The sequence below is a fragment of the Paenibacillus sp. LX16 genome (genome assembly GCF_036252815.1).
Taxonomy (GTDB): Bacteria; Bacillota; Bacilli; order Paenibacillales; family Paenibacillaceae; genus Paenibacillus; species Paenibacillus polymyxa_B.
Genome location: NZ_CP141152.1, coordinates 1,022,156 through 1,043,610 on the forward strand (window position 1 = coordinate 1,022,156; position 21,455 = coordinate 1,043,610).

Here is a 21,455-nt window from a genome sequence, read left to right on the forward strand (position 1 = left end):
ATGAACTCAACGTTCGCACCTGGACAATGGTTTCAAACCCTCTACTGTGTAGGTGGAAACTTAGTTTAGTTGCGGAGGTTGAGTTATTTAATATTGAGCGTCTATCAAGCGCCAATAAGGAGATATGGGTAATATTTTAGGTTCTGTGGTTTGATGGGAATCTAACAGTATAACAATTGACGATAATAGGAGAACACAACGATGTTTAATAGTAACTTTCTAAAAGAGTACTCAACCGAGTATCAATCACAAGTTGTCGATTTAATTTTACATATTCAAAAAGATGAATATAATATTGCCATAACCAAAGAAGATCAGCCTGATTTGCTTGATATTGAAAACTTTTATCAGCGTGGTAACGGCAACTTCTGGGTGGCTCTTAGTGAAGGAACCGTAGTAGGGACTATAGCTTTGTTAGATATTGGGAACCGTAAGACAGCACTCAGAAAAATGTTTGTAAAACAAAATTATAGAGGTAAAACATTCAATGTTTCGAATCAATTATTGCATCATGCCATAGGATGGGCCAGGGAAAGGTCTATTGAAGAAATCTATCTTGGAACAACACCACAATTCGTAGCAGCTCATCGTTTCTATGAGAAGAACGGCTTTGTTAGTATAGCTCCAGGAGAATTGCCGATTGGTTTTCCAGTCATGAAAGTAGATAAAAAGTTTTACAGATACGTCATTCAATAATGGGTATAAATGAAGATGCTGCTGGGTCACAAAAGAAACCGTCGTCTAGAAAATGTTTGTTTTGTTTAGGACAGGCGTTTGCTAGAATAAAAGGGTATGTTGTAAGTCAACGTTAACCAAATTGCTGGGAGGGACACAAGTATGAGCAAAAAGATTAAATGGGGAATTGTCGGTACAGGCTGGATCTCAGATCAATTTGTAGCGGATTTGGCGCATGTTACGAATGGAGAAGGGTATGCCGTTGGATCACGCACTATTGAAAGCGCTACCGAATTTGCAGCTAAGCATCAAATATCACGGGCTTACGGGAGCTATGAGGAATTAGCACAAGATCCCGAGGTAGATGCTATTTACATAGGGACTCCTCATCCTTTTCATAAAGAAAATGTTCTGACGGCTCTTCGGGCGGGCAAAGCAGTCTTGTGTGAGAAACCCTTCACCGTCAATAGCAAAGAATTGGAGGAACTGATCGGCTTTGCACGTGAGCGTAAGCTATTCCTGATGGAAGCAATGTGGACACGTTTTTTGCCTCCGATTCGCCAAGTGCGGAAGTGGATACATGCGGGACACATTGGCGAGGTAAAGCTGGTTAAGGCGGAATTTGGTTTTCGAGTAGATTGGAACCCGGAGGGGCGGCTTTTGAACCCTGAGCTGGGCGGAGGTGCTCTATTAGATGCAGGAATTTATCCGGTTTCTTTTGCTTCAATGGTCTTCGGTCCTGAACCTGAGCATGTATGGAGCACTGCTCATATCGGGGAGACAGGCGTTGACGAGACATTTTCGATCTTGCTGGATTATGGAAAAGGACGCACGGCTATGCTTAACGGGGCAGTCCGTCTCGGATTGACGAATGAGGCATACATCCATGGAACAAAGGGCTATATCCACATTCCGTCATTCCTGAACAGCACATCGGCTACTTTAGTTGTGGACGGTGAAGAGGCGCAAAACTTTCAGGATGACCGATCCTCTACAGGCTATGCCTTTGAAGCAGAAGAAGTCGGGCGTTGCTTGATCGAAGGCTTGCTCGAAAGTTCTACTATTTCTTTGGATGAATCATTAGGAATTATGAAACTGATGGATCAGATTCGTTCACAGTGGGGGCTTCGGTATCCGTTTGAATAATCGCATTAATTCCAGGGACCTTTCAGGTTCTCTGGGATTTTTTTTGTTTGTGAGCGTTATTTTTTATACTAGGATTTTGAAAAATCCTCATACATAAGTATTTCCAATTCCCAAATAGCGACTTTGGTCGCACGCTAGGTAACGCCATATGAGTAAGTCAAGAGTGGGACATATGAATCATTTTTTGTGATTTAAATTAGTTAAAAAACCGTCATTAAAAAGTTACAAAAGTGTAATTTTATTATCAGTTAACTGAATTGTTAGCGCTCTCTTTTTATGGAGAAGAATGAAGGTCCTAGTGCTGTACTTCCAAAAACTTTCAATGAAATTTTTGAAAATGTACGGTAGGGTGGTAAACGTGTCACTTGAGCCATTGCGGCTTTTGCTGACTTGCTTGCTTATCCCGTGGCTCTGGATTCTTGTCGGAGCTCGCAGGATCGAGAGCCTTTGCAAGCCTGTGAGAGTTGAATAGGCATTCACCTCATGACCTAACATCAAGGAGGAATTACAAACGTGAAAGTGAAATCAACATGGTTGTTCCGTATGGTGATGATGACAGTTATCGCGGCTGTTGTGATCGGACCTATGAATATTGCAGGAGCGGCAGGAAGCCAGACAGATCGGCCTTGGATGAACACGGCTCTGTCGGCTGCGAAACGGACAGCATTGCTGCTGCAAGAAATGACGCTGGAAGAAAAAATAGATTTGGTGACTGGTAAGGTCAACAATTACTATGGATTTTATAATAATTCGATGGAGCGGTTGGGTATTCCGGCGCTGACGATGGCAGATGGACCTGCGGGTGTGCGCATCGCCAATCCAGATGTGCAGGACAAGCAATCTACTGCGTTGCCTGCTCCAATTGCGTTGGCTGCAACGTGGGATACCCAAGCTGCCAAACAGTATGGTGATTTGATCGGAGACGAGGCTTTTAATACAACTCATAATGTTGCGCTTGGACCGGGGATGGATATTGCCCGTATTCCATGGGGATCGCGAAACTTTGAATCTATGGGTGAGGACCCGCTACTGCAATCGCAAATGGCGACCGCTTATGTCAAAGGTATACAAAGCCACCCTGTTTTGGCGACTGCGAAACATTATCTTATGAATAATCAGGAAACAGAGCGCTTCACGACGAATGTCAAAGTCAGTGACCGTGCGTTGCATGAGATTTACATACGCCCGTTCCAAGAAGTCATCGCCAAGGCAGATTTGGGAGGGGCCATGTGCTCCTTTAACAAGGTCAACGGCGAGTCTGCTTGTGAGAACAAAACTCTTTTGACGGACCTCTTGAAGAAGGAACTGCAATTCAAGGGCTTCGTGATGAGTGATTACGGTGCGAACCTGAGTACAGTCGAATCAGCAAATAGCGGATTGGACCTGGAAACACCGGGTACACCATTTGGTAAATGGGGAGATCAGCTGCTGGCGGCTGTTAAGAATGGCAAGGTAAGTGAAAAAACGATTGATAATAAGGCTGGACGCATTCTGGTGCAAATGTTCAGCAAAGGTTTATTCGATCACCCGGCTCAAAATAATCAAATTGATGCCCGTGACCATGGCAAAACAGCCCGTCAATTGGCTGAGGAAAGTATGGTACTGCTTCAAAATAAAAACAATGCATTACCGTTGTCTAAAGATAAACTCAAGTCCATTGCTGTGATTGGCCCCGATGCAGATAACGGCACTGTGGCAGGCGGAGGCAGTTCGTTGGTGAACCCGACGTATACCGTGAGTCCGTTAGAGGGCATCCGCAATCGTGTCGGCAAAGGAGTTACCGTCCAATATGCACCGGGCACAGACCCGATCTCTGCAGGAGACATTATGCCAGGGCCATCTGCTGTTCCGTCTTCACTGTTGACTACATCCGATCAGAAAGAGGATATCAGTGTTGGATATGCGACTTATGGAGATGGCGAACAGGGGCTTCGAGGCGAATACTGGAAGAATAACAAGATGGAAGGCAATCCGATTCTTGTACGCAATGATGACCAAGTCAATATGAACCTTGGATTTTATAATTATCAGGGCTTCAATGCGAAGTCCCCTAAAGTTCCAAATACACCAACGACACTGAACGGTTTGATATCTGCACGCTGGACAGGAGCAATTGCAGCTCCCAAAGATGGTGACTATGCATTGTCATTAACCAGTTTGGGATCAAGCAAGCTGTATCTCGACGATAAGCTATTCGTGGATAATCAAGGTGAAAAGCTGGGCACTACGAAGAAAAACATCTCCCTTAAAGCGGGTGAAAAGCACAAAATACGTATTGAATACCGCGCCGATTATCCGACAAATGGTCGTGATTCCGGTGGTATGGTTCGTCTGGGCTGGGAACCTCCAGCAGATACGTCAGATAAGTTGATTGACAACGCTGTGAAATTGGCGAAAAAATCGGATGTTGCGATTGTTGTAACGCGTACGTATGAGAGCGAAGGATATGTTGAGCGTTCCGATATGGAACTGCCGAACAATCAGGATCGGCTGATCCGTGCGGTTGCGGCTGCAAATCCGAAAACCATTGTTGTACAAATGAGTGGCAGAGCCGTGCAAATGGATACATGGCAGGACAAAGTCCCTTCCATCGTACAAGCATGGTTTGCTGGACAAGAGCAAGGGAATGCTATAGCGCGCGTTTTATTCGGGGATGTGAATCCTTCTGGTAAATTGCCGGTAACCTTCCCGGTTAACGAGCAGTCTACACCTGTATCCTCACCAGAGAAGTTTCCAGGTGTGAACGGTATAGGTGACTATTCAGATGGTATTTTTGTAGGCTATCGTGGGTATGAGAAATCGGGTATTCAACCGGCGTTCTCCTTTGGACACGGTTTATCCTATACAACATTCGGATATAGCGATCTGAAAACAAAACAGCATGCGAGTGGAAAAAAATCCGATCGTACGAGTTCCGTCGAAGTTTCGCTAAAATTGAAGAACACGGGCAAAACAGCCGGAGCTGAGGTTGTACAGGTGTACAGCGGTAAGCTTCCGACAAACGTAGAGACTCCATCCCGTCAACTGGCAGGCTGGTCCAAGGTAGAGTTAAAGCCGGGTCAAGAGAAGAAGGTACGCATTGAGCTCGACCCGAAAGCTTTCTCTTATTGGGATGAAAAGTCCAAAGCATGGGTTATGCCAGCGGGTGAAGTGTCCATTTATGTGGGCAGCTCCTCACAGGATTTACGACTGACAGGAAGTGTTACGATTCCGGCAACCTCTACAGAAAAAGCAAAAAAGTAATCCCGTTACATTTGTTTTAAAATGGTTATATTCAAGAGAGCACGGGCACAAGCACCGGCTCTCTTTTTGCCATATGTATGCAAAGGGAAACCCAAGTGAAAGCTGAAATAGTAGGGAGGATGAGGACAGGCTAATGATGGGGAGAGGAGGATATTAGATGGAAAAACTCCAAAAGCAACGACGTACTGACATCTGGCTGCTTATAGCAGTGGCCATTTTGATCTGTGCGGTCCTGGCCAGTATGGCTATACGGAATGTTCCGGGGCCGAAAGCAGAAAATAACGTCAACATGTGGCTAACAACACCCGATCCGGCGAATCGCCTAACCCAACAAACCCCGATCCGTTGGGATAAGGATAACAGTAAAGAAAATGCAGCGAATGAGGATACACTGACGATTGAGATTAAGCCAGATATTCATTATCAGACAATGGAGGGATTTGGCGCAGCGGTGTCCGGTTCGTCCGCATACCTGATGAATCATGGCATGTCTGCCAATCAGCGTGATCAGTTGCTAAATGATTTGTTTACAGCCAGTGGCATTCAACTAAGTTATATTCGCCATACCATTGGAGCCTCAGATTATTCCGTAGATGAACAGGGACAGCCTGGCAGCTATACCTATGACGATGTGGCAACAGGCAAGGACTATGAGCTGAATCATTTCTCCATCGCCAAGGATCGGGATGTGATCGATGTGCTGAAGCAAATCCTGAGAAGAAACCAGGATTTAAAGATTATGGGAACCCCATGGACAGCTCCGCCCTGGATGAAATATGGGGAGCAGATTTATAATGGCTGGTATTTGGACTATACCGATCCGCGCGTCTACCAGGCGTATGCTGACTATTTTGTTCGTTATCTACAGGCTTATGCGAACGAGGGGATTCCAATTCAGGCGATTTCCATTCAAAATGAGCCAGAATTCACGACGTCCAAGTATCCCAGCATGAGTATGGGAGCAGCAGAACAGGCGAATTTTATTAAACAATATCTGGGTCCCACCCTAAATCGAAACCATTTCTCTACTCACATTATTGCCTTTGACCATAACTGGGATACAGGGAGCGAATATGCCAAGACTGTGTTGGGAGATGAAGAGGCTCGTAACTATACGCATGGAACGGCCTTTCATTGCTACAAAGGAGGTCCCACAGCGATGACAGATGTGCATCATGCTTTCCCTGATAAGCCTGTATATATGACAGAATGTAGTGGGGGAGCGTGGAGTCCGGGCTTTGGAGATGATTTGAGCTGGGACATGTCCAAGCTGATCATTGGTGCACCCCGAAACTGGTCGCAAAATGTCCTCTTTTGGAATATCGCACTTGACCCATCGGGGGGGCCGACCAATGGGGGGTGCGCCAACTGTAGAGGTGTAGTGACCATCGATCCGTTAAGCGGTGCAGTTACGAAGAATGTGGAATACTATGCGATTGGACACGCCAGCAAATTCGTCCGTCCAGGTGCGGTACGTATTGATTCTACACATTATAGTGGAAGTATTGAAACGGTCGCCTATCGCAACCCCGACGGTACGCTTGTCCTGATTGCCGCCAATACGGGAGAGAACACAAAGACATTTAAGGTTCGGCAGGGAAATAAGGTTTTCAAATCTACCCTTCCATCCAAGTCCGCGGCAACCTTTCAATGGAATCCTACGGCTTCCTGACACGGCCTGTACATCAACGTTTTATAGAAGTTTTAGAGCGCTTAGCCCATCTGGCTGAGCGTTCTTTTTTCATTTGCTACAAAATCCAGACTGCGAAAAAAATTTTTATTATTGTTCAGAATTGGTTCAGAGACAAATGATAAGATCTTTTCACTAATAACAAGAATGAACCGTTTGGCAGCCCTTCTGGTGAATGTGTTCCAATCGGGTGAACGGACGGGTATCCTTTCTCGTATCGACGGGTCGCATCGTGCTGCAATTGTTTTACAATCGAGAATGTGACTTCTCTCACAAGATAGAAGGATATGAGCTGGAGGTTCACCAATTCATGAAAAACACGAACCGTATGAACGTATCCAGCATAGCGCTATATCCGGTTAATCCAGTAATACCGTATCTGATCATAAATAGCTCCTTTTACGATTTCATGGATGTCACGAATGTTGCCTATTTTAATCAGGAGGATCATTTCTATAATCCAAATGAATTTAATACGGTCGCATATGTACTCAAATATCATGAAACTGTGGTAGATGTGCTTGGAGAGCCTCATTCGCAGGATCAATTGTTTCCTCAAGGCGGGACATTTGTTCGTAAACAAGGTATATCGTGCGGCTCGCCCATTTTTAATCAGCAGGATGAGTGGATTGCATACCCGAAAGGTACTTATCAATTTGTAGGCAGGCATACACCTTAATCGGTGTGTTTGTCTGAGCTCACTGTCTTTTGAAGACAGGTCATGAATTCTTATAAAGGTGTAACCCATCAACTATCGTGGGTTACACCTTTTTGTATACTGAGCATTTTGTATTCATCCAAGCCTTTACTGTACAAGGATGTTTTCAACATGAAACCAGGGGCATGGGGAGTTCTTCCGCAGCAGTATCAATATGCTTGAACAATGTACTCAACTGAATTACAATACAATTGATAATGATTTTTAATATCAATTAGGATGAAAAGGGGGAGTTGGACTACATGTTTGGATTGACCAAAAAGCTACATATTTATATAGCACTTATTCTGATGATATCGGTGCTGGCTGGCTGTGCCTCTGGTGGAACTACAGGGACAACAGACTCTTCAAGTAAGTCTGCAAGTGGTAATGAGAGCAATGCAGCAGGCAGTGGTGCGGACGAGCAGACCAGAGTTATCAAACATGCCATGGGTGAAACGACAGTTAAGGGAACTCCGAAGAGGATTGTAACCTTGTTCCAGGGTGCCAATGATGTTGTTGTTGCACTTGGTGTTAAGCCAACGGGTGTTGTGGAGTCCTGGGTTCAGCAACCCGTATATAAATATTTGAGAGATGATCTGGATGGTGTGACGCAAGTAGGTCAGGAATCACAGCCGAACCTGGAAGAGATCAACAAATTGAAGCCGGATCTAATCATTGCCACCAAAACAAGACATGAGGATATCTATGATCAACTGTCCCAGATTGCTCCAACAGTAGTTACCGAGACGTTGTTTGACTGGAAAGAGACGGTAAAGACGGCTGGTGAAGCGATGAATATGAAGGAACAGTCGGACAAGTTGCTTGCCGATTGGGATGCAAGGGTAGCGGATTTCAAAGACAAAATGGGTGACCGTCTTCCCATTGAAGCGACTATTACGAATTTTAGAGCCGATCAGGTTCGCATTTTCTATATGGGATACGCCGGGAAAATTTTGAAAGAGCTTGGATTTACCAGACCGCCTGGACATGATGAAGACACCTGGGGGGTGGAGCTGACTTCGAAAGAGAACATCCCGGATATGAACGCAGATATGATCTTCAACTTCAATTCAGGTACGGAAACAGAAGCTATTGAGAAAAATTATAAGGATTGGACCAGCAGTCCGCTCTGGAAAAATCTCGATGCGGTGAAGAATAACCAGCTGGTACAGGTTGATGAAGTGGCCTGGAACATGGGGGGCGGATACACATCGGCCAACATGATGCTGGACGACCTATACAAGCAGTTCAATCTGAACTAATGGGAGCAAGACCTGCCATGCACCAAGACATTCGTATACGAAGCGTATGGGCAGGCAGGTCTTTTTGCATTTCACGGATGAAAGAGTGAGAATATGTTTCCCCTTTTTACGAAGGCAAGTACGAAGATTTATGGACTATCCGGCTTATTCATTTTGCTATTACTCGCCTGTGTAGCCAGCATGATACTGGGACGCACACACATAACATTTCAAATAGCAGTGGATGCACTACAACACTATGACGAAAGCTCAGTGGAGCACGTCGTACTTCTGACGGAACGTTTGCCACGCACAATTATTGCCGCTGTTGTTGGTGCAAGTTTGGCGGTGGCGGGAGGACTCATGCAAGCGCTAACTCGTAATCCGCTCGCTTCACCAAGTGTGTTTGGGATCAATGCGGGCGCCATCTTTTTTATCGTTATTGCCATCGTGGTGCTGTCGGTGTCCTCGCTCAGTACGATGATGTGGTTTGGTTTTGCCGGGGCAACCATTGCAACAGTGATTGTGTACGCGCTTGGGTCCATCGGTCGTGATGGTCTGACTCCCATCAAGATTGTGCTTGCGGGTACCGCTATCTCTGCACTTTTTGCTTCGTTCACACAGGCAATCCTGGTGCTGGATGGAACGGGATTACAGGACGTGTTGTTCTGGCTTGCAGGTTCAGTAAGCGGTCGGACACTCGACATGCTGTATCCTGTACTGCCATATATGACGGTTGCCGCTGTGATATCCCTGTTTATGGGCCGGGCGATCAATCTGCTCTTGACCGGTGATGATATCGCCAAAGGCATGGGACAGAACGTGCTACTGGTTAAGGTGCTTATGGGAGTCGTTACGGTATTGCTGGCCGGTGGTTCTGTTGCGGTGGCTGGTTCGATTGGTCTGGTAGGATTAGTCGTACCGCATATCATGCGGGCGTTTGTTGGCAACGACTACCGCTGGCTTGTTCCCTACTGCATTCTGGGTGGCGCCATTTTGTTATTGGCGGCGGATGTTGTTGCACGGCTGATCATCATGCCGCAGGAGGTTCCGCTTGGCGTTATGACAGCGCTCATTGGTGGTCCCTTCTTCGTCTATATTGCCCGCAAGGGGGGGACGAAGATATGAGGAAGATGATTACTTTTCGCAATAAAAAAGATACGTTATCCTTGCAAATGGAGCGCAAATCGCTGTTCATCATCGGAATCTGTATGGTTTTGGTATTGATTGCATCCATTCTAGGAACCAGTGTGGGTAATGATTTCATATCTCCGCTGAATGTGCTGCAGACGATTTTCGGTCTGGGCGCAGGCGATCATGACTTTGTCGTGTTGACGCTAAGGCTGCCGCGTGTGCTGTTATCGTTGCTCGTTGGTGCAGCACTAGGCATGTCCGGTGCCCTCTTGCAGGGGATTATCCGTAATCCGCTCGCTTCACCAGATGTGATCGGGATAACGGGAGGAGCTGCCGTTGCCGCTGTAGGTTTTGTCACCCTGCTGGGTGGAACCATCAGTATCAAGCTGTTGCCGTTGTTTGCCATTGTGGGGGCGATGATCACCGCAATCATCATCTATCTTCTTGCCTGGAAAAAAGGAGTTAGCCCGATTCGACTGGTGTTGATCGGAATCGGAGTGTCAGCCATTACGGGGGCCGGGACGACGTTCATGCTGATCCTTAGTCCATTCTATACGGCTGGTCAGGCGTATATCTGGCTGACGGGGAGTGTGTATGGCGCATCGTGGGCCGATGTTAGAACGATCATCCCGGTGATTGTAATCGTGCTTCCGTTGGCGATCTGGTTTGCCCGCAGTCTGAACGCACAGGAATTCGGGGATGATCTGGCCACCGGGCTGGGGGTCACTGTACAGCGTCATCGTTCGGTACTGCTACTGTGCAGTGTATTGCTGGCAGGGGGAGCTGTTGCTGTCGCAGGGACGATTGGTTTTGTCGGTCTGATTGCGCCGCATATTGCCCGGAAGCTGGTAGGGCGCATGTTTGGCAGTATGCTCATTGTTTCGGGACTGGTCGGTGCCCTGCTTGTATTTGCTGCTGATCTGATTGCCCGTACGGTATTTCTGCCGCTCGATGTTCCGGCAGGGGTATTTACCGCCGGGGTAGGAGCACCGTTTTTCCTGTATCTGTTGTTCAAGAATCGAAATCAGTTTTGAGGAGGAGAATGCTGTGAGTATTCTGGAAGCCAAGGACCTTACGATCGCCTATGGCGCAGAGCCTATTATTGAGAATTTAAACCTGACTATTCCCAAGGGGAAAACTACTGTCCTGATTGGCAGCAACGGTTGCGGGAAGTCCACCTTGCTGCGAACGATGGCGCGACTGCTGAAGTCCAGTTCAGGCTCGGTGCTGCTGGATGGCGAGGAGATTGCGAAGTTGCCTACCAAGGAAATTTCAAGACGTATGTCCATTCTGCCGCAAGGCCCTTCTGCTCCAGAGGGACTGACAGTGAACCAATTGGTTCGGCAAGGACGGTACCCACACCAGACATGGCTGAAACAGTGGTCCTGTGAGGACGAACGCATGGTCAGGCTCGCGCTGGAATCCACACATCTGACTGCTCTGGCTGATCGGCCCGTGGACGCATTATCAGGCGGACAACGCCAGCGCGCCTGGATTGCGATGACACTCGCACAGGGAACAGAAACCCTGCTGCTAGATGAACCAACGACTTATCTGGATATGACCCATCAGATTGATATTCTGGATCTGCTGTTCGATTTGAATGAACAGGAGGGACGCACGATAGTGATGGTTCTTCATGATCTGAATCTTGCGTGTCGCTATGCTCACCATATTGTGGCTGTCCACAACAAGTCCATCTACGCGGAAGGAAAACCGGAAGACATTGTTACGCAGGACATGGTCCGCGCGGTCTTCCAGATGGAGTGCGACATTGCGGTTGATCCGCTGTTTGGCACACCAATGTGCATTCCACACGGGAAGGGAAGGAAGTTAAATGAAACCACACGCTACAGCCACTTGGCTTGATGATCAAGAGATGCAGGCCTTGGCTGCCGAATACCGTCTGACCTGGGAGCCTTCGACAGATCGCACATTTTCGATGCCATTTACGGACTTGCTGGACCCGTCCAAAAGCCTAAACTATTTGCAAGGGGTGAGAGGCATCTTTGAGACGGACTCCGAAACGGCTACTGTATCGCTCTTTGCTAAACGGTATGCTTACTTGATCACAGCTTCGGGTCTCTATGCCATGTCACGCTTCAACAAAGGCCTGAATTATGAGATTGCCAACGGCACGATTGAATCCAGTTATCTGGGAGAGGCATGGCTTCCCAAGGCTCGGCTGACTGATTGGCAGACGACCTCACCAGGGGCGGATCAGCGTGACGTATGGAGAGATCAGGTGATTGAACAGATGTTCGCCGGCAATCTGTCCAAGGTATGGCAATCGCTGTCCAAGGCAACCCGGATTTCCCGTTCAGTCCTGTGGGAGAACACGGCCATTTACGTATACTGGCTCTATGAGAACAAGTTTGCCGAAGGAGCCACGCCTGAAGAAAAGCAGCGTGTCGAAGAGGACTTCCATTATCTAATTCGTGATGCACCTGCGCATCTCTTTGGTGAATCCCGTAACCCGCTCAAGCAGTTTAACACGCCCAAGCGGGCAACAGCTGTCTCAGATACACCTATTCGTGTACGCAGAACCTGTTGTTTCTATTATCTCGCCGCAGATGATCCAGAAGATTACTGCCCCACCTGCCCCAAATTAAAGCATTAATACCGATGATTATCATCCACATCCCCAGCCTATACTTCATTGCATCTCATACAGCGAATAGCACAGGCAAGCTTATGACATAACGAAATTCAGAGCTTGCCTTATTTGTTGTGTCCATTGTTCCATGAACTTTCCTTCATTTAGGGATTCTCTCCCTGCAAAAAAACATCTTATTTTTCCTAAAAAGCTTATTATTGACAAGGTGACTGAAATTGCCATAAAATAGATTTTGTTTGAAACTGATAATCATTATCAATATTATTTCCATCAAATCAATCCGATGAAAGCACAACCAGGAGCGAACGCCTTCATTCGGTCGGGGAGGATTTTCATTGTTTCCGAAAGGAATTCATAATCTGCAAAACCGACTCATCATAAGCAAAGCAAGAGAAATGGGAATGACCTGCGAGCCACTTCTCGCAGAATGTGAAGATTTTCTGGAATTGTCCTATGGAGACAAGCGCAGAGTCATTAATAAAACCAGATCGCATCGTCTACCCTTGATCGCTGGACTGCTCGCTAAGAACAAGCAGGTATGTAATATGCTACTGCATAAGCGGGGAATGCCTGTGCCACCGTTTATCGTTATCGAGGCAATGGGTGACAAGGCAGCGCAGTTTCTGAAACTGCATCATTCCATTGTAGTGAAGCCGCTGGACGCAAGCGGCAGTGCAGGTGTGACACTGGACGTTCGAACAAACGAGGAACTGGAAGCGGCTATTGCCCGGGCGGGTACCCATAGTAACAGCATCATGCTACAGCAATTCATAACGGGTTTGGATTATAGGGTACTGATCATTAACGGGGAAGTGGCAGCAGTAAATGAGTATCGGCCTGTCTTTGTAGAAGGGGACGGCACCTCAACCATCCGGGCGTTGATTCGAATGTTGAATCAGCAGCGAATCCAGCAGACCAGTATAGGGAAGTTCGAGGCCTTTCCCAAGATTGATGAAGACGCAGAGCCTTTGCGAAAGGTTCTGCTTGGACAGGGAATCACGCTGGAGGAGGTACCTGCGGCAGGAAGAGAGATCGAGCTATATGATCTTCGCAACTCGGCCGCCGGAAACATCAGTGAGTTTTATGTGGACTGTACGGAAGCGATGTTTCCTGATAATGCACAAATGGCAATTAAAGCCGCAGGAGCTCTCCAAATTGATGTGGCTGGCATTGATATCCGTTGTGAGGATATCCGCCAGCCGCTGACAGCAGATCAGGGAGGCATTCTGGAAGTCAACGCATTGCCAGACCTGACGCACCATGTCTTCCCCTTTGGGGGGACCACACGTGATGTCGTCCGATTGTACCTGGAGTATCTTTTTCAGATGGAACATCATTTCGAAAAGTCGATTGCAGAATAAGGGCAATTCATGTTGTGGCTCAATGTCCCGCTTACTTTGTTCTCTCTCCTATGGTGTGGTCGGTATATTCGAATGTGCGTGCCCACTCGCCGCAAGCAGTGGCATCCATCCAGCATTCTGCTGCTGGTCAGCAGTGTAGGTCTCTGGATGATGGGTCTGCTAATGACTTGCCGGGATCGGAACACCAGCCAATATGGCCAGATGGGCGGCACTGAAAGAGATTAGTAGGCTCTCGGCTGTGCCATCCTGTGACCTTGTCCCTCGTTTTATTTATAACCCGAAAGAAGGTTGGCAACATTGTTCGAGATGGAAAACAGGCTCAGGTCTGAAGCAGAGCAGCAGGCGAATATACACTCTTGCAAGCTGCTGCTCAATTGTTATATCCGGGAGCTTGCGGTGGAGAAGGAGGGCGACATTCGGATTAATCCGGATGCGATGACGTACGCAGTCGCTTTTCAGACCAGCGGGGTGAGAATAACCGGACAATTAGCTTATTACTCGGCTATGGGTGAGCATGAGTACCGAAGCATACAACAGCGCGGGCAAGCGGTGCATTATCAGGACCTGGTTCGCTGGATCACCCGGGAGCTGAGTGAAGACACGGCGTATGGAAACAGTCGGCATGAGCAAGGCAGGTTGACCCGTGCGGTTGCTGTGCGTGATTTTGCGGAAAAGGTAGATAACAGCGTGAATAATCTTGCGCTGTATATCGAGCAGGCTGCTGGACTTGGCATATATGATTACTGTACTTCCGAACAGTCTCTGGTATATGGGCATCCCTTTCACCCGTTTCCAAAAAACTCCAAAGGTTTCACTGAACACGACGTACGGATGTACAGCCCGGAACTGCGTACCTCGTTCCAACTCTGTTACGTTGCTGTGAGGAAGGATGTGTATATGCAGGAATGGGTGGATGATCACACTAGGATCAATCTGCATGCCAGCCTGCACGGGCATATGGAACAAGCTTGGGAAGCAGAGTGCGGTGAGCATGGGGATGAGTATGAACTACTGCCTATCCATCCCTGGCAGTATGCGTACGTGTTGGGCTTGTCCGAGGTCCAGCAGTATATTCTGGACAAGAAACTCATTCCGATGGGCAGCGGCGGGCCGAAGGCCTACCCGACCTCCTCGGTACGCACCGTCTATATTCCAGAGCTAAATTGCAATATCAAGCTGTCGCTGAACATACAGATTACCAACATGATTCGCACCAATAGTGTGGAGCAGATGCGAAGGACGCTGGATGCCTCCAGGTACGTCAGGCAGCAGAATTGCTTCGGTGTAGATCAGCATACACAGATTGCCTATGAGACAGGTGTAGCCACTTGTGATTTTCAGGAGGGGGAATTAACGAGTCTGTTTACCGTCGCATACAGACCGATTGAGTTTGACCCGGAATGTACATATGTCCTGTCGAGTCTGGTAGAAGCCCCCTTGCCGGGAATGCGATCACGACTCATGACGATGCTGGGTGGCGTACGTGCTGAAGCCGAGCGCTGGTTTTCACGTTATCTGACCTTGTCTTTGCTGCCCATTGTACGAGCGGCCGGAGAGCGAGGTATTCACTTTGAAGCTCATTTGCAAAATACTCTCGTGACGCTAAGAGACGGAATGCCTGAGGCATTTATCGTGCGTGACTTGGAAGGAGTCAGTGTCGATGCGGAGCTGATCCATGAGGAGGATACCGATCCCTCCAGATTGCTGTTTTATCCACGGGACAAGGCTTGGGCGAGGACATCCTATTACTTTATCATCAATCATCTGGGTTCCCTCATTCATGCGATGGCAAGGGATGTGAACGTACCGGAGGAGCATTTCTGGGCAAAGGTCCGCGAAGTGCTGGTGAAGGAACTAGATCGAACTGGAAACGTGTATGTGCAGCATTTGCTGACCGCGGACAGTTTTCTGGCGAAACAAAATCTGGTGAGCTGTCTCAGGGGGATCAGTCAGACCCCGGCGTATGTGCCGGTGAGCAATATAATGAACCGAATAGGGAGTGAAGTGGCGTGGGGTTCATAGGGTATAGGGCTGAGAAAGGTCACAAGACGGCAGTATACACGGATGTACAGGAACGGATCATGCGGCAAACGCTGGAAGCCATGTGGTTCGAGGGTATCCTTGACTGTAAGGTGGATGGGAACGAATGGTGCGCTGTGGGGCGGAATACGTCAGGGCAGGCTGTGACATACAGCTGTGAGGCGGAGCAGAAATTTTCATTTGGCCGAGTGAAGGTGGCGAAGGGCTCGATTCGAAGAGAGGGCGTGCCCTGCACCGATCTGGATCTGTTTCTGGAGGAAATGGTACTGAACCTTCTGGAGGGTGTGAATGTGACGGCCTTCATTCAGGAATTGCTGGAGACGATGGCGAAGGACAGCCAGTGCCGGGCTTTGCTGCCTGAGAAGATTCCGGATAAAGACCGGCACTATGATGCCCTCGAAAGCCATATGAGCGATGGTCATCTTTACCATCCAAGCTACAAGTCGAGGCTTGGCTTCACCCTAAAAGACAATCTTGCCTATGGTCCAGAGTTTAACTCGGATGTGACCGTATTCTGGATTGCCGTGAAAGAAGGTCTTGTGCAAATGGCTCTCTCCACAGGCTACACGTCAGAACAGTTGGTGAGACAACATCTCACAGAGGCGGATATCAGCCGGTTTAATCGGATTCTTCAGTCGGAAGACACGGAGGGGAATCGCTATATATTCATTCCTGTTCATCCATGGCAATGGGAACACCAGCTGGAATCGGTGTTTGCCCGGCAACGAATGGACAGAGATATCGTTTTTCTCGGCCCTTCGGCATCAGCTTATCGCGCTCAGCAGTCCATTCGTTCCCTGTCGAACCGAATGAATCCAGAAGCGCCTTATCTCAAGCTGGCACTGAGTATTACCAATACGTCCAGTACACGTATTCTCGCACAACACACAACCCAGAACGCACCGCTGATCAGCGACTGGCTGGAAGCACTCATTCGGGAGGATGAGTTGCTGCAACGGGAACAGTTTGCCATTCTGAAAGAAATCATGGGACTCACGCTCCGGTACGAGAACTTGCCTGCAATCCAGTATGGACGAGCGTATGGCACAATCGGGGCGATCTGGCGTGAAAATGTATCTGTTCATCTGCAAGAAGGCGAGACAGCTTGGCCCTTAAATGCACTTATGCTAGTACAGTCGAACGGGATACCGTTTATCCAGAGTGCAGTTGAGCGTCATGGCATTCAGAAGTGGAGTGAAGCCCTCATTCGAACGGTATCGCTGCCCATTATTCATCTGCTCTATGCACACGGCATTGCGCTGGAATCGCATGCCCAGAATATCATTCTGGTGCTGGAAAATGATCTGCCGAAACGGATCATCATCAAGGATCTTCACGATGGTGTCCGCTATGTACCCGAGAAGTTGCTGAACCCAGAAAGAGCCCCGAAGCTGCACCCCGAACCGGAGACCCATCGCAAGTTCAATCGGTATTCCTTTATCTACGCAAGTGATGTGTCGGAAGTCCGGGACTATACGTATGATGCGTTCTTTTTTATCTGCATGACGGATATTGCGCTGACGCTGGAGAAGTTCGGTCTGACGGAAGAAGCGTTCTGGCAACTGTGCGCGGCTACGATTATGGACTACCAGCGGGAGCATCCGGAGTATGAGGAGCGGTTCGACTGGTTTGATCTTTTTGCCGAGGATGCGCTGATTGAAGAGATGACCAAGCGCCGCCTGTATGGGGACGGGGAGCTGTATTTCCGTAAGGTCAGCAATCCGCTGAAGTTGGCGAAGGACGTTTCCGGATGAGAACCAACACGCTGAAGGAGAAAATTGAACGTAAACAGCCAGTGTTCGGCCTTTTTGTCTCTATCCCGCATCCAGTCATCATCGAGATGATTGGACATGCGGAGTATGATTTTGTAATTATCGACCTGGAACATGCCGCAACGAATATGGAATCGGTGGAAGAGCTGGTTCGTGCTGCGGAACTGGCAGGGATGACCCCGCTGGTACGCATCTCGAAGGTAGAGCGAGCAGAGATTCTAAAGGTATTGGACTGCGGCGCACAAGGCATCGTCATACCTCATGTGGAACAGCGGGAGCAGGTGGAGGAAGCGGTTCGTCATGCGTATTATCATCCGCTTGGCATGCGGAGTCTGAACAGTGGGCGATCGGGGGTATTCGGCAAGTATCCACTCACCGGGTATATTCAGGAAGCGAATGAACAGGTGATGGTTGTACCGATGATTGAAAGTGTGGAGGGCGTCCGGCAAAGTGCGAGCATTCTATCTCATCCCCAGGTGAGCTGGGTATTAGAGGGGGCGGCAGACCTGTCGCAATCACTTGGCGTACCGTGGCAGACGGAACATCCAGACGTGCAACGTTCGCTAGGTGCATTACATGAAGCCGCGAAGCAGTGCCAGGTACCGTATGCAACGGTGGCCAGAAGCAAGGAAGGCATGGCGCTGTGGGCGGAACGGGGGGTATACATATACGTGTTGGGCGATGACCGGAATACGGCTTTTCGGGCATACGAACAGAAACGGAATGACTATGGAAATGCGGGTGGACTAATATGAAATCAAGCGTATGGAATATGATCCATGAACTGCAAAGAGATAGTGAAGACCCGGTGTGTGCTTATGTCTACGATCTGGCTGGTATTCAGGAGCAGGTCCGTCACATGCTGCACACGCTGCCTGGAGGCATACGGTTGTTCTATGCCATAAAGGCCAATCCGGATTCTCGAATTATTGAGGCTTTACTGCCCTGGGTTCACGGGTTCGAGGTAGCTTCCATTGGCGAGTTGCTCAAGGTGAGGAGCGTAAGTAGCGAGGTTCCAATCCTGTTTGGCGGTCCGGGGAAAAAAGAAAATGAGTTGAAGCAGGCTATCGAGCATCAGGTGCGTTTTATTCATGTGGAGAGCCTGCTGGAACTGCGGCGTGTCATCGCCATTGCTACAAGGAGAGGAGAGGAAGTTCGCATTCTGCTGCGGATCAATCTGAGAAGTAGCACATTGCCACGGACCCGGATTGTAATGGGCGGTGGTCCGAGTCCATTCGGTATGGATGAGGAGAGCGTGGAGGAAGCAGTCCGGGTCATTCGTGAGGAAGGTGCGGGTTCGGTGCGTTTATGCGGATTTCATTTTCACTCGTTATCAAACAATGTGGACGCAAGACTGCATGCCGAGATGATCGAGCTGTATTTGCAAAAGGCGGAGATGTGGCAGCAGACATATGACCTGCATCTTGAAGTAATTAACGCTGGAGGCGGGTTTGGTGTCACATATGATGGTAGCCCCGGGTTCGACTGGTCCCTGTTCACATCCCTGATTGAGCGAAGTGAAGCTAGAGGGCGCCTTGCTTCACGCGGCATACAGTTGTATTTCGAGCCGGGTCGCATGCTTGTCGCTGACCACGGTTATTATGTGGCAGAGGTTACGGATATCAAAACATCGCATGGTCAGCATTTTGCCGTGTTGAGAGGAGGTACACATCATAATCGTTTGCCCGCATCATGGGGACACAACCATCCGTTTCACATTATGTCTACGGACCGTTGGGGGCATTCGTTTGCAAGACCAGAGGTACGGGACAACAAAGTTCACGTGGTCGGAGAACTGTGCACACCCAAGGATCGTATGCATTCAGATGCGGAAGTAGAGCGGCTACGTGTAGGCGATATTGTTGTGTTCGAGAAGTCGGGAGCCTATTGCTGGACCATCTCGCATCATGATTTTCTGGGTCATCCGCACCCTGTATTCTATTATTTGACGGAGGACAACAACTATGTCAACAGTGATGAAGCGTGCCAGTCTGCAAGACGCTGAGCGCCGGATTATGGAGGATCTGATCAATGCATTTCTGGCCGAGCAATTGCTTCCGCTGGAAGGGCATCCGTTCATTGAACTCTCTACTTCCCCAGAACCGTTCCGCCGAATGTTTCTGGGGGATGGTAATGGAACAGGTAGGCATAGTGGACAGCTTATGCTGCATCTGAAAGGGATTTTGTTTCTGGTGGAAGCAGGCAAAAGGCAGGGATATCAATGGGTACAAGGTTCACCTTTCTATGGAGAGACACCGGATGGAGGCTGGAAGCTTCTTGAATCTCCAGCAGTCGTAGGACAGGCTGTGCTTCGGATGGCGCTTTCCGATGAAGCATACGCGCATCCCGGGGTTGCGGAATTCTTGGCAGGCGTGGAAATAGCCACCGAGCAATTGGCACTGGGACTCCAGCAGGTGCAAGGACTGGGAGAACAAGTTCCGTTCAATGCATACGATTGGTTTATCAAGGGAGAGCAGGTGGCAGCGCTGCGAGATCGTCCATTTCACCCCACCTCCAAGGCCAAGGTGGGATTCACGGAAGCGGATGTGACCCGGTATGCAGCGGAATTCAGGAAGGAGATCCCGCTGCGATGGGTGGCGGTGCGTTGGGATGCCGTACAACAGGGATGTGAGGAAGGGCTGTCCACACTGGATGTACTGGATGAAGAACAGCGGAGCAGGCTGGAAGCAGAATTGGCCCGGAAAGACCTGAATTTGCAAGAATATATGCCCATGCCAGTACATCCGTGGCAGATGGAGCATATCATCTTGCCGCGTTTTACCGGAGAGATCGCGGACGGCACCATCATTGTACTGGATATCGAATTGGGAGAGGTTCAGGCGACATCGTCCCTGCGCTCGATGGCTCCGATGGAGGAATCCACACAGATGCTCAAGCTTCCGGTCAGTGTGTTGTCTCTCGGGGCCGCCCGCTATCTCCCGGTGGTGAAGTTGCTGAATGGTCTGGCTGGGGAGAAGATGTTACGACAGGCGGTGGCCTGTGATGAATCACTCACTGGTAAAGTGTGGCTCTGTGAGGAACGGAACTGGTGGGGATACATGCCGGAATCCATGGGATTGTTCGATGATCATCCTCGCCATCTGGCCGCCCAGATTCGCATTTATCCGCCAAAGTTACTGGAAGAAGGTGTGCAGGTCATTCCCATGGCTGCGCTTGGGGTGACGCTGGAAGGTCGCCATATGTTATCTGACCTGCTGGGCAGAGAGTTAACCAGTGAAGAGGTTATAGGATTCTACACCGATCTGACGGCGTTATTCTATGATGTGGTGATGCGGCTGTTCAAGGTAGGCGTTGTACCCGAAATTCATGGTCAGAACTGCTGTGTGGTCCTGCGGGACGGACAGGTGAACGGCCTGTTATTCCGTGACCACGACTCCGTACGTTTGCATCAGCCGTATCTGGACAAACACGGCATTGCGGACCCGGGTTATCATATCCGGCCAGGATACTCGAACAGCTTGTATAATGAGACGATCCGCAAGCTGATCTTCTACGTGCAGTCGCTGGGCACGCAGGTGAATTTGGCTGCGATTATGGAAGCGCTAAGCGAGGTGTATTCTATCCCGGAAGCGAAGTTATGGGATATCACCGAGCAGGCATGGAAGGAAGCGCTACGGGTGGTGCCGCTTCCCGAAGCTGACCGGGCCGAGCTGTTCCAAGCGGTATTCGAGAGTAGGGAGTGGCCAGTGAAGCTCATAATCCGTCCGCTGCTTGAAGCGGACGGGGTGCCTGGGGCGATGCCATCGGGCAAAGGCACAGGTCATAATCCTTTTTACAAAGGATAGAAGTTGTGACAAGAATGTTGGTTTAGATAA

Annotated in this window: 17 protein-coding genes; all 17 read left to right on the forward strand. The window is 49.0% G+C overall.

What is annotated here, in order from left to right; genetic code table 11:
* Positions 1 to 201 precede the first annotated feature (201 nt).
* The 17 genes from T3H97_RS04615 (at position 202) to T3H97_RS04695 (ending at position 21,425) form a co-directional block, all read left to right on the forward strand.
* Complete coding sequence (locus tag T3H97_RS04615) at positions 202 to 696, forward strand: GNAT family N-acetyltransferase (RefSeq protein WP_328801826.1); 495 nt, start codon at positions 202 to 204, stop codon at positions 694 to 696.
* Positions 697 to 837: 141 nt separating this feature from the next.
* Positions 838 to 1,821: a Gfo/Idh/MocA family protein gene (locus T3H97_RS04620; RefSeq protein ID WP_328801827.1), complete on the forward strand. Its 984-nt coding sequence runs from the start codon at positions 838 to 840 to the stop codon at positions 1,819 to 1,821.
* Positions 1,822 to 2,334: 513 nt separating this feature from the next.
* Entirely contained in the window at positions 2,335 to 5,064 is a 2,730-nt protein-coding gene (locus tag T3H97_RS04625; protein ID WP_328801828.1) for a glycoside hydrolase family 3 C-terminal domain-containing protein, read from the forward strand.
* 157 nt (positions 5,065 to 5,221) lie between these two features.
* On the forward strand, positions 5,222 to 6,736 hold the full coding sequence (locus T3H97_RS04630; RefSeq protein ID WP_328801829.1) for a glycoside hydrolase family 30 protein: 1,515 nt from the start codon (positions 5,222 to 5,224) through the stop codon (positions 6,734 to 6,736).
* A gap of 193 nt (positions 6,737 to 6,929) precedes the next feature.
* Complete coding sequence (locus tag T3H97_RS04635) at positions 6,930 to 7,433, forward strand: RTX toxin (protein ID WP_328801830.1); 504 nt, start codon at positions 6,930 to 6,932, stop codon at positions 7,431 to 7,433.
* Between the two features lie 281 nt (positions 7,434 to 7,714).
* Positions 7,715 to 8,716 carry an ABC transporter substrate-binding protein gene (locus T3H97_RS04640; RefSeq protein ID WP_328801831.1) on the forward strand — a complete coding sequence of 334 codons (1,002 nt, stop codon included), beginning with the start codon at positions 7,715 to 7,717 and terminating at the stop codon, positions 8,714 to 8,716.
* 93 nt (positions 8,717 to 8,809) lie between these two features.
* Positions 8,810 to 9,823 (forward strand): FecCD family ABC transporter permease, encoded by a 1,014-nt coding sequence (locus T3H97_RS04645; RefSeq protein WP_250243362.1) that lies wholly within the window; start codon positions 8,810 to 8,812, stop codon positions 9,821 to 9,823.
* Positions 9,820 to 10,863 carry a FecCD family ABC transporter permease gene (locus T3H97_RS04650; RefSeq protein ID WP_328801832.1) on the forward strand — a complete coding sequence of 348 codons (1,044 nt, stop codon included), beginning with the start codon at positions 9,820 to 9,822 and terminating at the stop codon, positions 10,861 to 10,863. The genes T3H97_RS04645 and T3H97_RS04650 overlap by 4 nt, the downstream gene beginning before the upstream one ends.
* A gap of 13 nt (positions 10,864 to 10,876) precedes the next feature.
* Complete coding sequence (locus tag T3H97_RS04655; protein ID WP_025722914.1) at positions 10,877 to 11,698, forward strand: ABC transporter ATP-binding protein; 822 nt, start codon at positions 10,877 to 10,879, stop codon at positions 11,696 to 11,698.
* The gene (locus tag T3H97_RS04660; protein ID WP_328801833.1) at positions 11,667 to 12,449 is read left to right on the forward strand and encodes an IucA/IucC family C-terminal-domain containing protein; all 783 of its coding nucleotides are present in this window, start codon (positions 11,667 to 11,669) and stop codon (positions 12,447 to 12,449) included. Before T3H97_RS04655 ends, T3H97_RS04660 begins: the two co-directional genes overlap by 32 nt.
* Before the next feature lie 332 nt (positions 12,450 to 12,781).
* Positions 12,782 to 13,807: an ATP-grasp domain-containing protein gene (locus tag T3H97_RS04665; RefSeq protein ID WP_328801834.1), complete on the forward strand. Its 1,026-nt coding sequence runs from the start codon at positions 12,782 to 12,784 to the stop codon at positions 13,805 to 13,807.
* 9 nt (positions 13,808 to 13,816) lie between these two features.
* Positions 13,817 to 14,032, forward strand: coding sequence for a hypothetical protein (locus T3H97_RS04670; RefSeq protein ID WP_328801835.1), 216 nt, complete (start codon positions 13,817 to 13,819; stop codon positions 14,030 to 14,032).
* 81 nt (positions 14,033 to 14,113) lie between these two features.
* Positions 14,114 to 15,829, forward strand: coding sequence for an IucA/IucC family protein (locus tag T3H97_RS04675; protein ID WP_328802774.1), 1,716 nt, complete (start codon positions 14,114 to 14,116; stop codon positions 15,827 to 15,829).
* Positions 15,817 to 17,601 (forward strand): IucA/IucC family protein, encoded by a 1,785-nt coding sequence (locus tag T3H97_RS04680; RefSeq protein WP_328801836.1) that lies wholly within the window; start codon positions 15,817 to 15,819, stop codon positions 17,599 to 17,601. The genes T3H97_RS04675 and T3H97_RS04680 overlap by 13 nt, the downstream gene beginning before the upstream one ends.
* A complete protein-coding gene (locus T3H97_RS04685) occupies positions 17,598 to 18,374 on the forward strand; it encodes an HpcH/HpaI aldolase family protein (protein WP_328801837.1) in 777 nt (258 codons plus the stop codon). The genes T3H97_RS04680 and T3H97_RS04685 overlap by 4 nt, the downstream gene beginning before the upstream one ends.
* The gene (locus T3H97_RS04690) at positions 18,371 to 19,624 is read left to right on the forward strand and encodes a type III PLP-dependent enzyme (RefSeq protein ID WP_328801838.1); all 1,254 of its coding nucleotides are present in this window, start codon (positions 18,371 to 18,373) and stop codon (positions 19,622 to 19,624) included. Before T3H97_RS04685 ends, T3H97_RS04690 begins: the two co-directional genes overlap by 4 nt.
* Positions 19,584 to 21,425: an IucA/IucC family protein gene (locus tag T3H97_RS04695; RefSeq protein WP_328801839.1), complete on the forward strand. Its 1,842-nt coding sequence runs from the start codon at positions 19,584 to 19,586 to the stop codon at positions 21,423 to 21,425. The genes T3H97_RS04690 and T3H97_RS04695 overlap by 41 nt, the downstream gene beginning before the upstream one ends.
* Positions 21,426 to 21,455 lie beyond the last annotated feature (30 nt).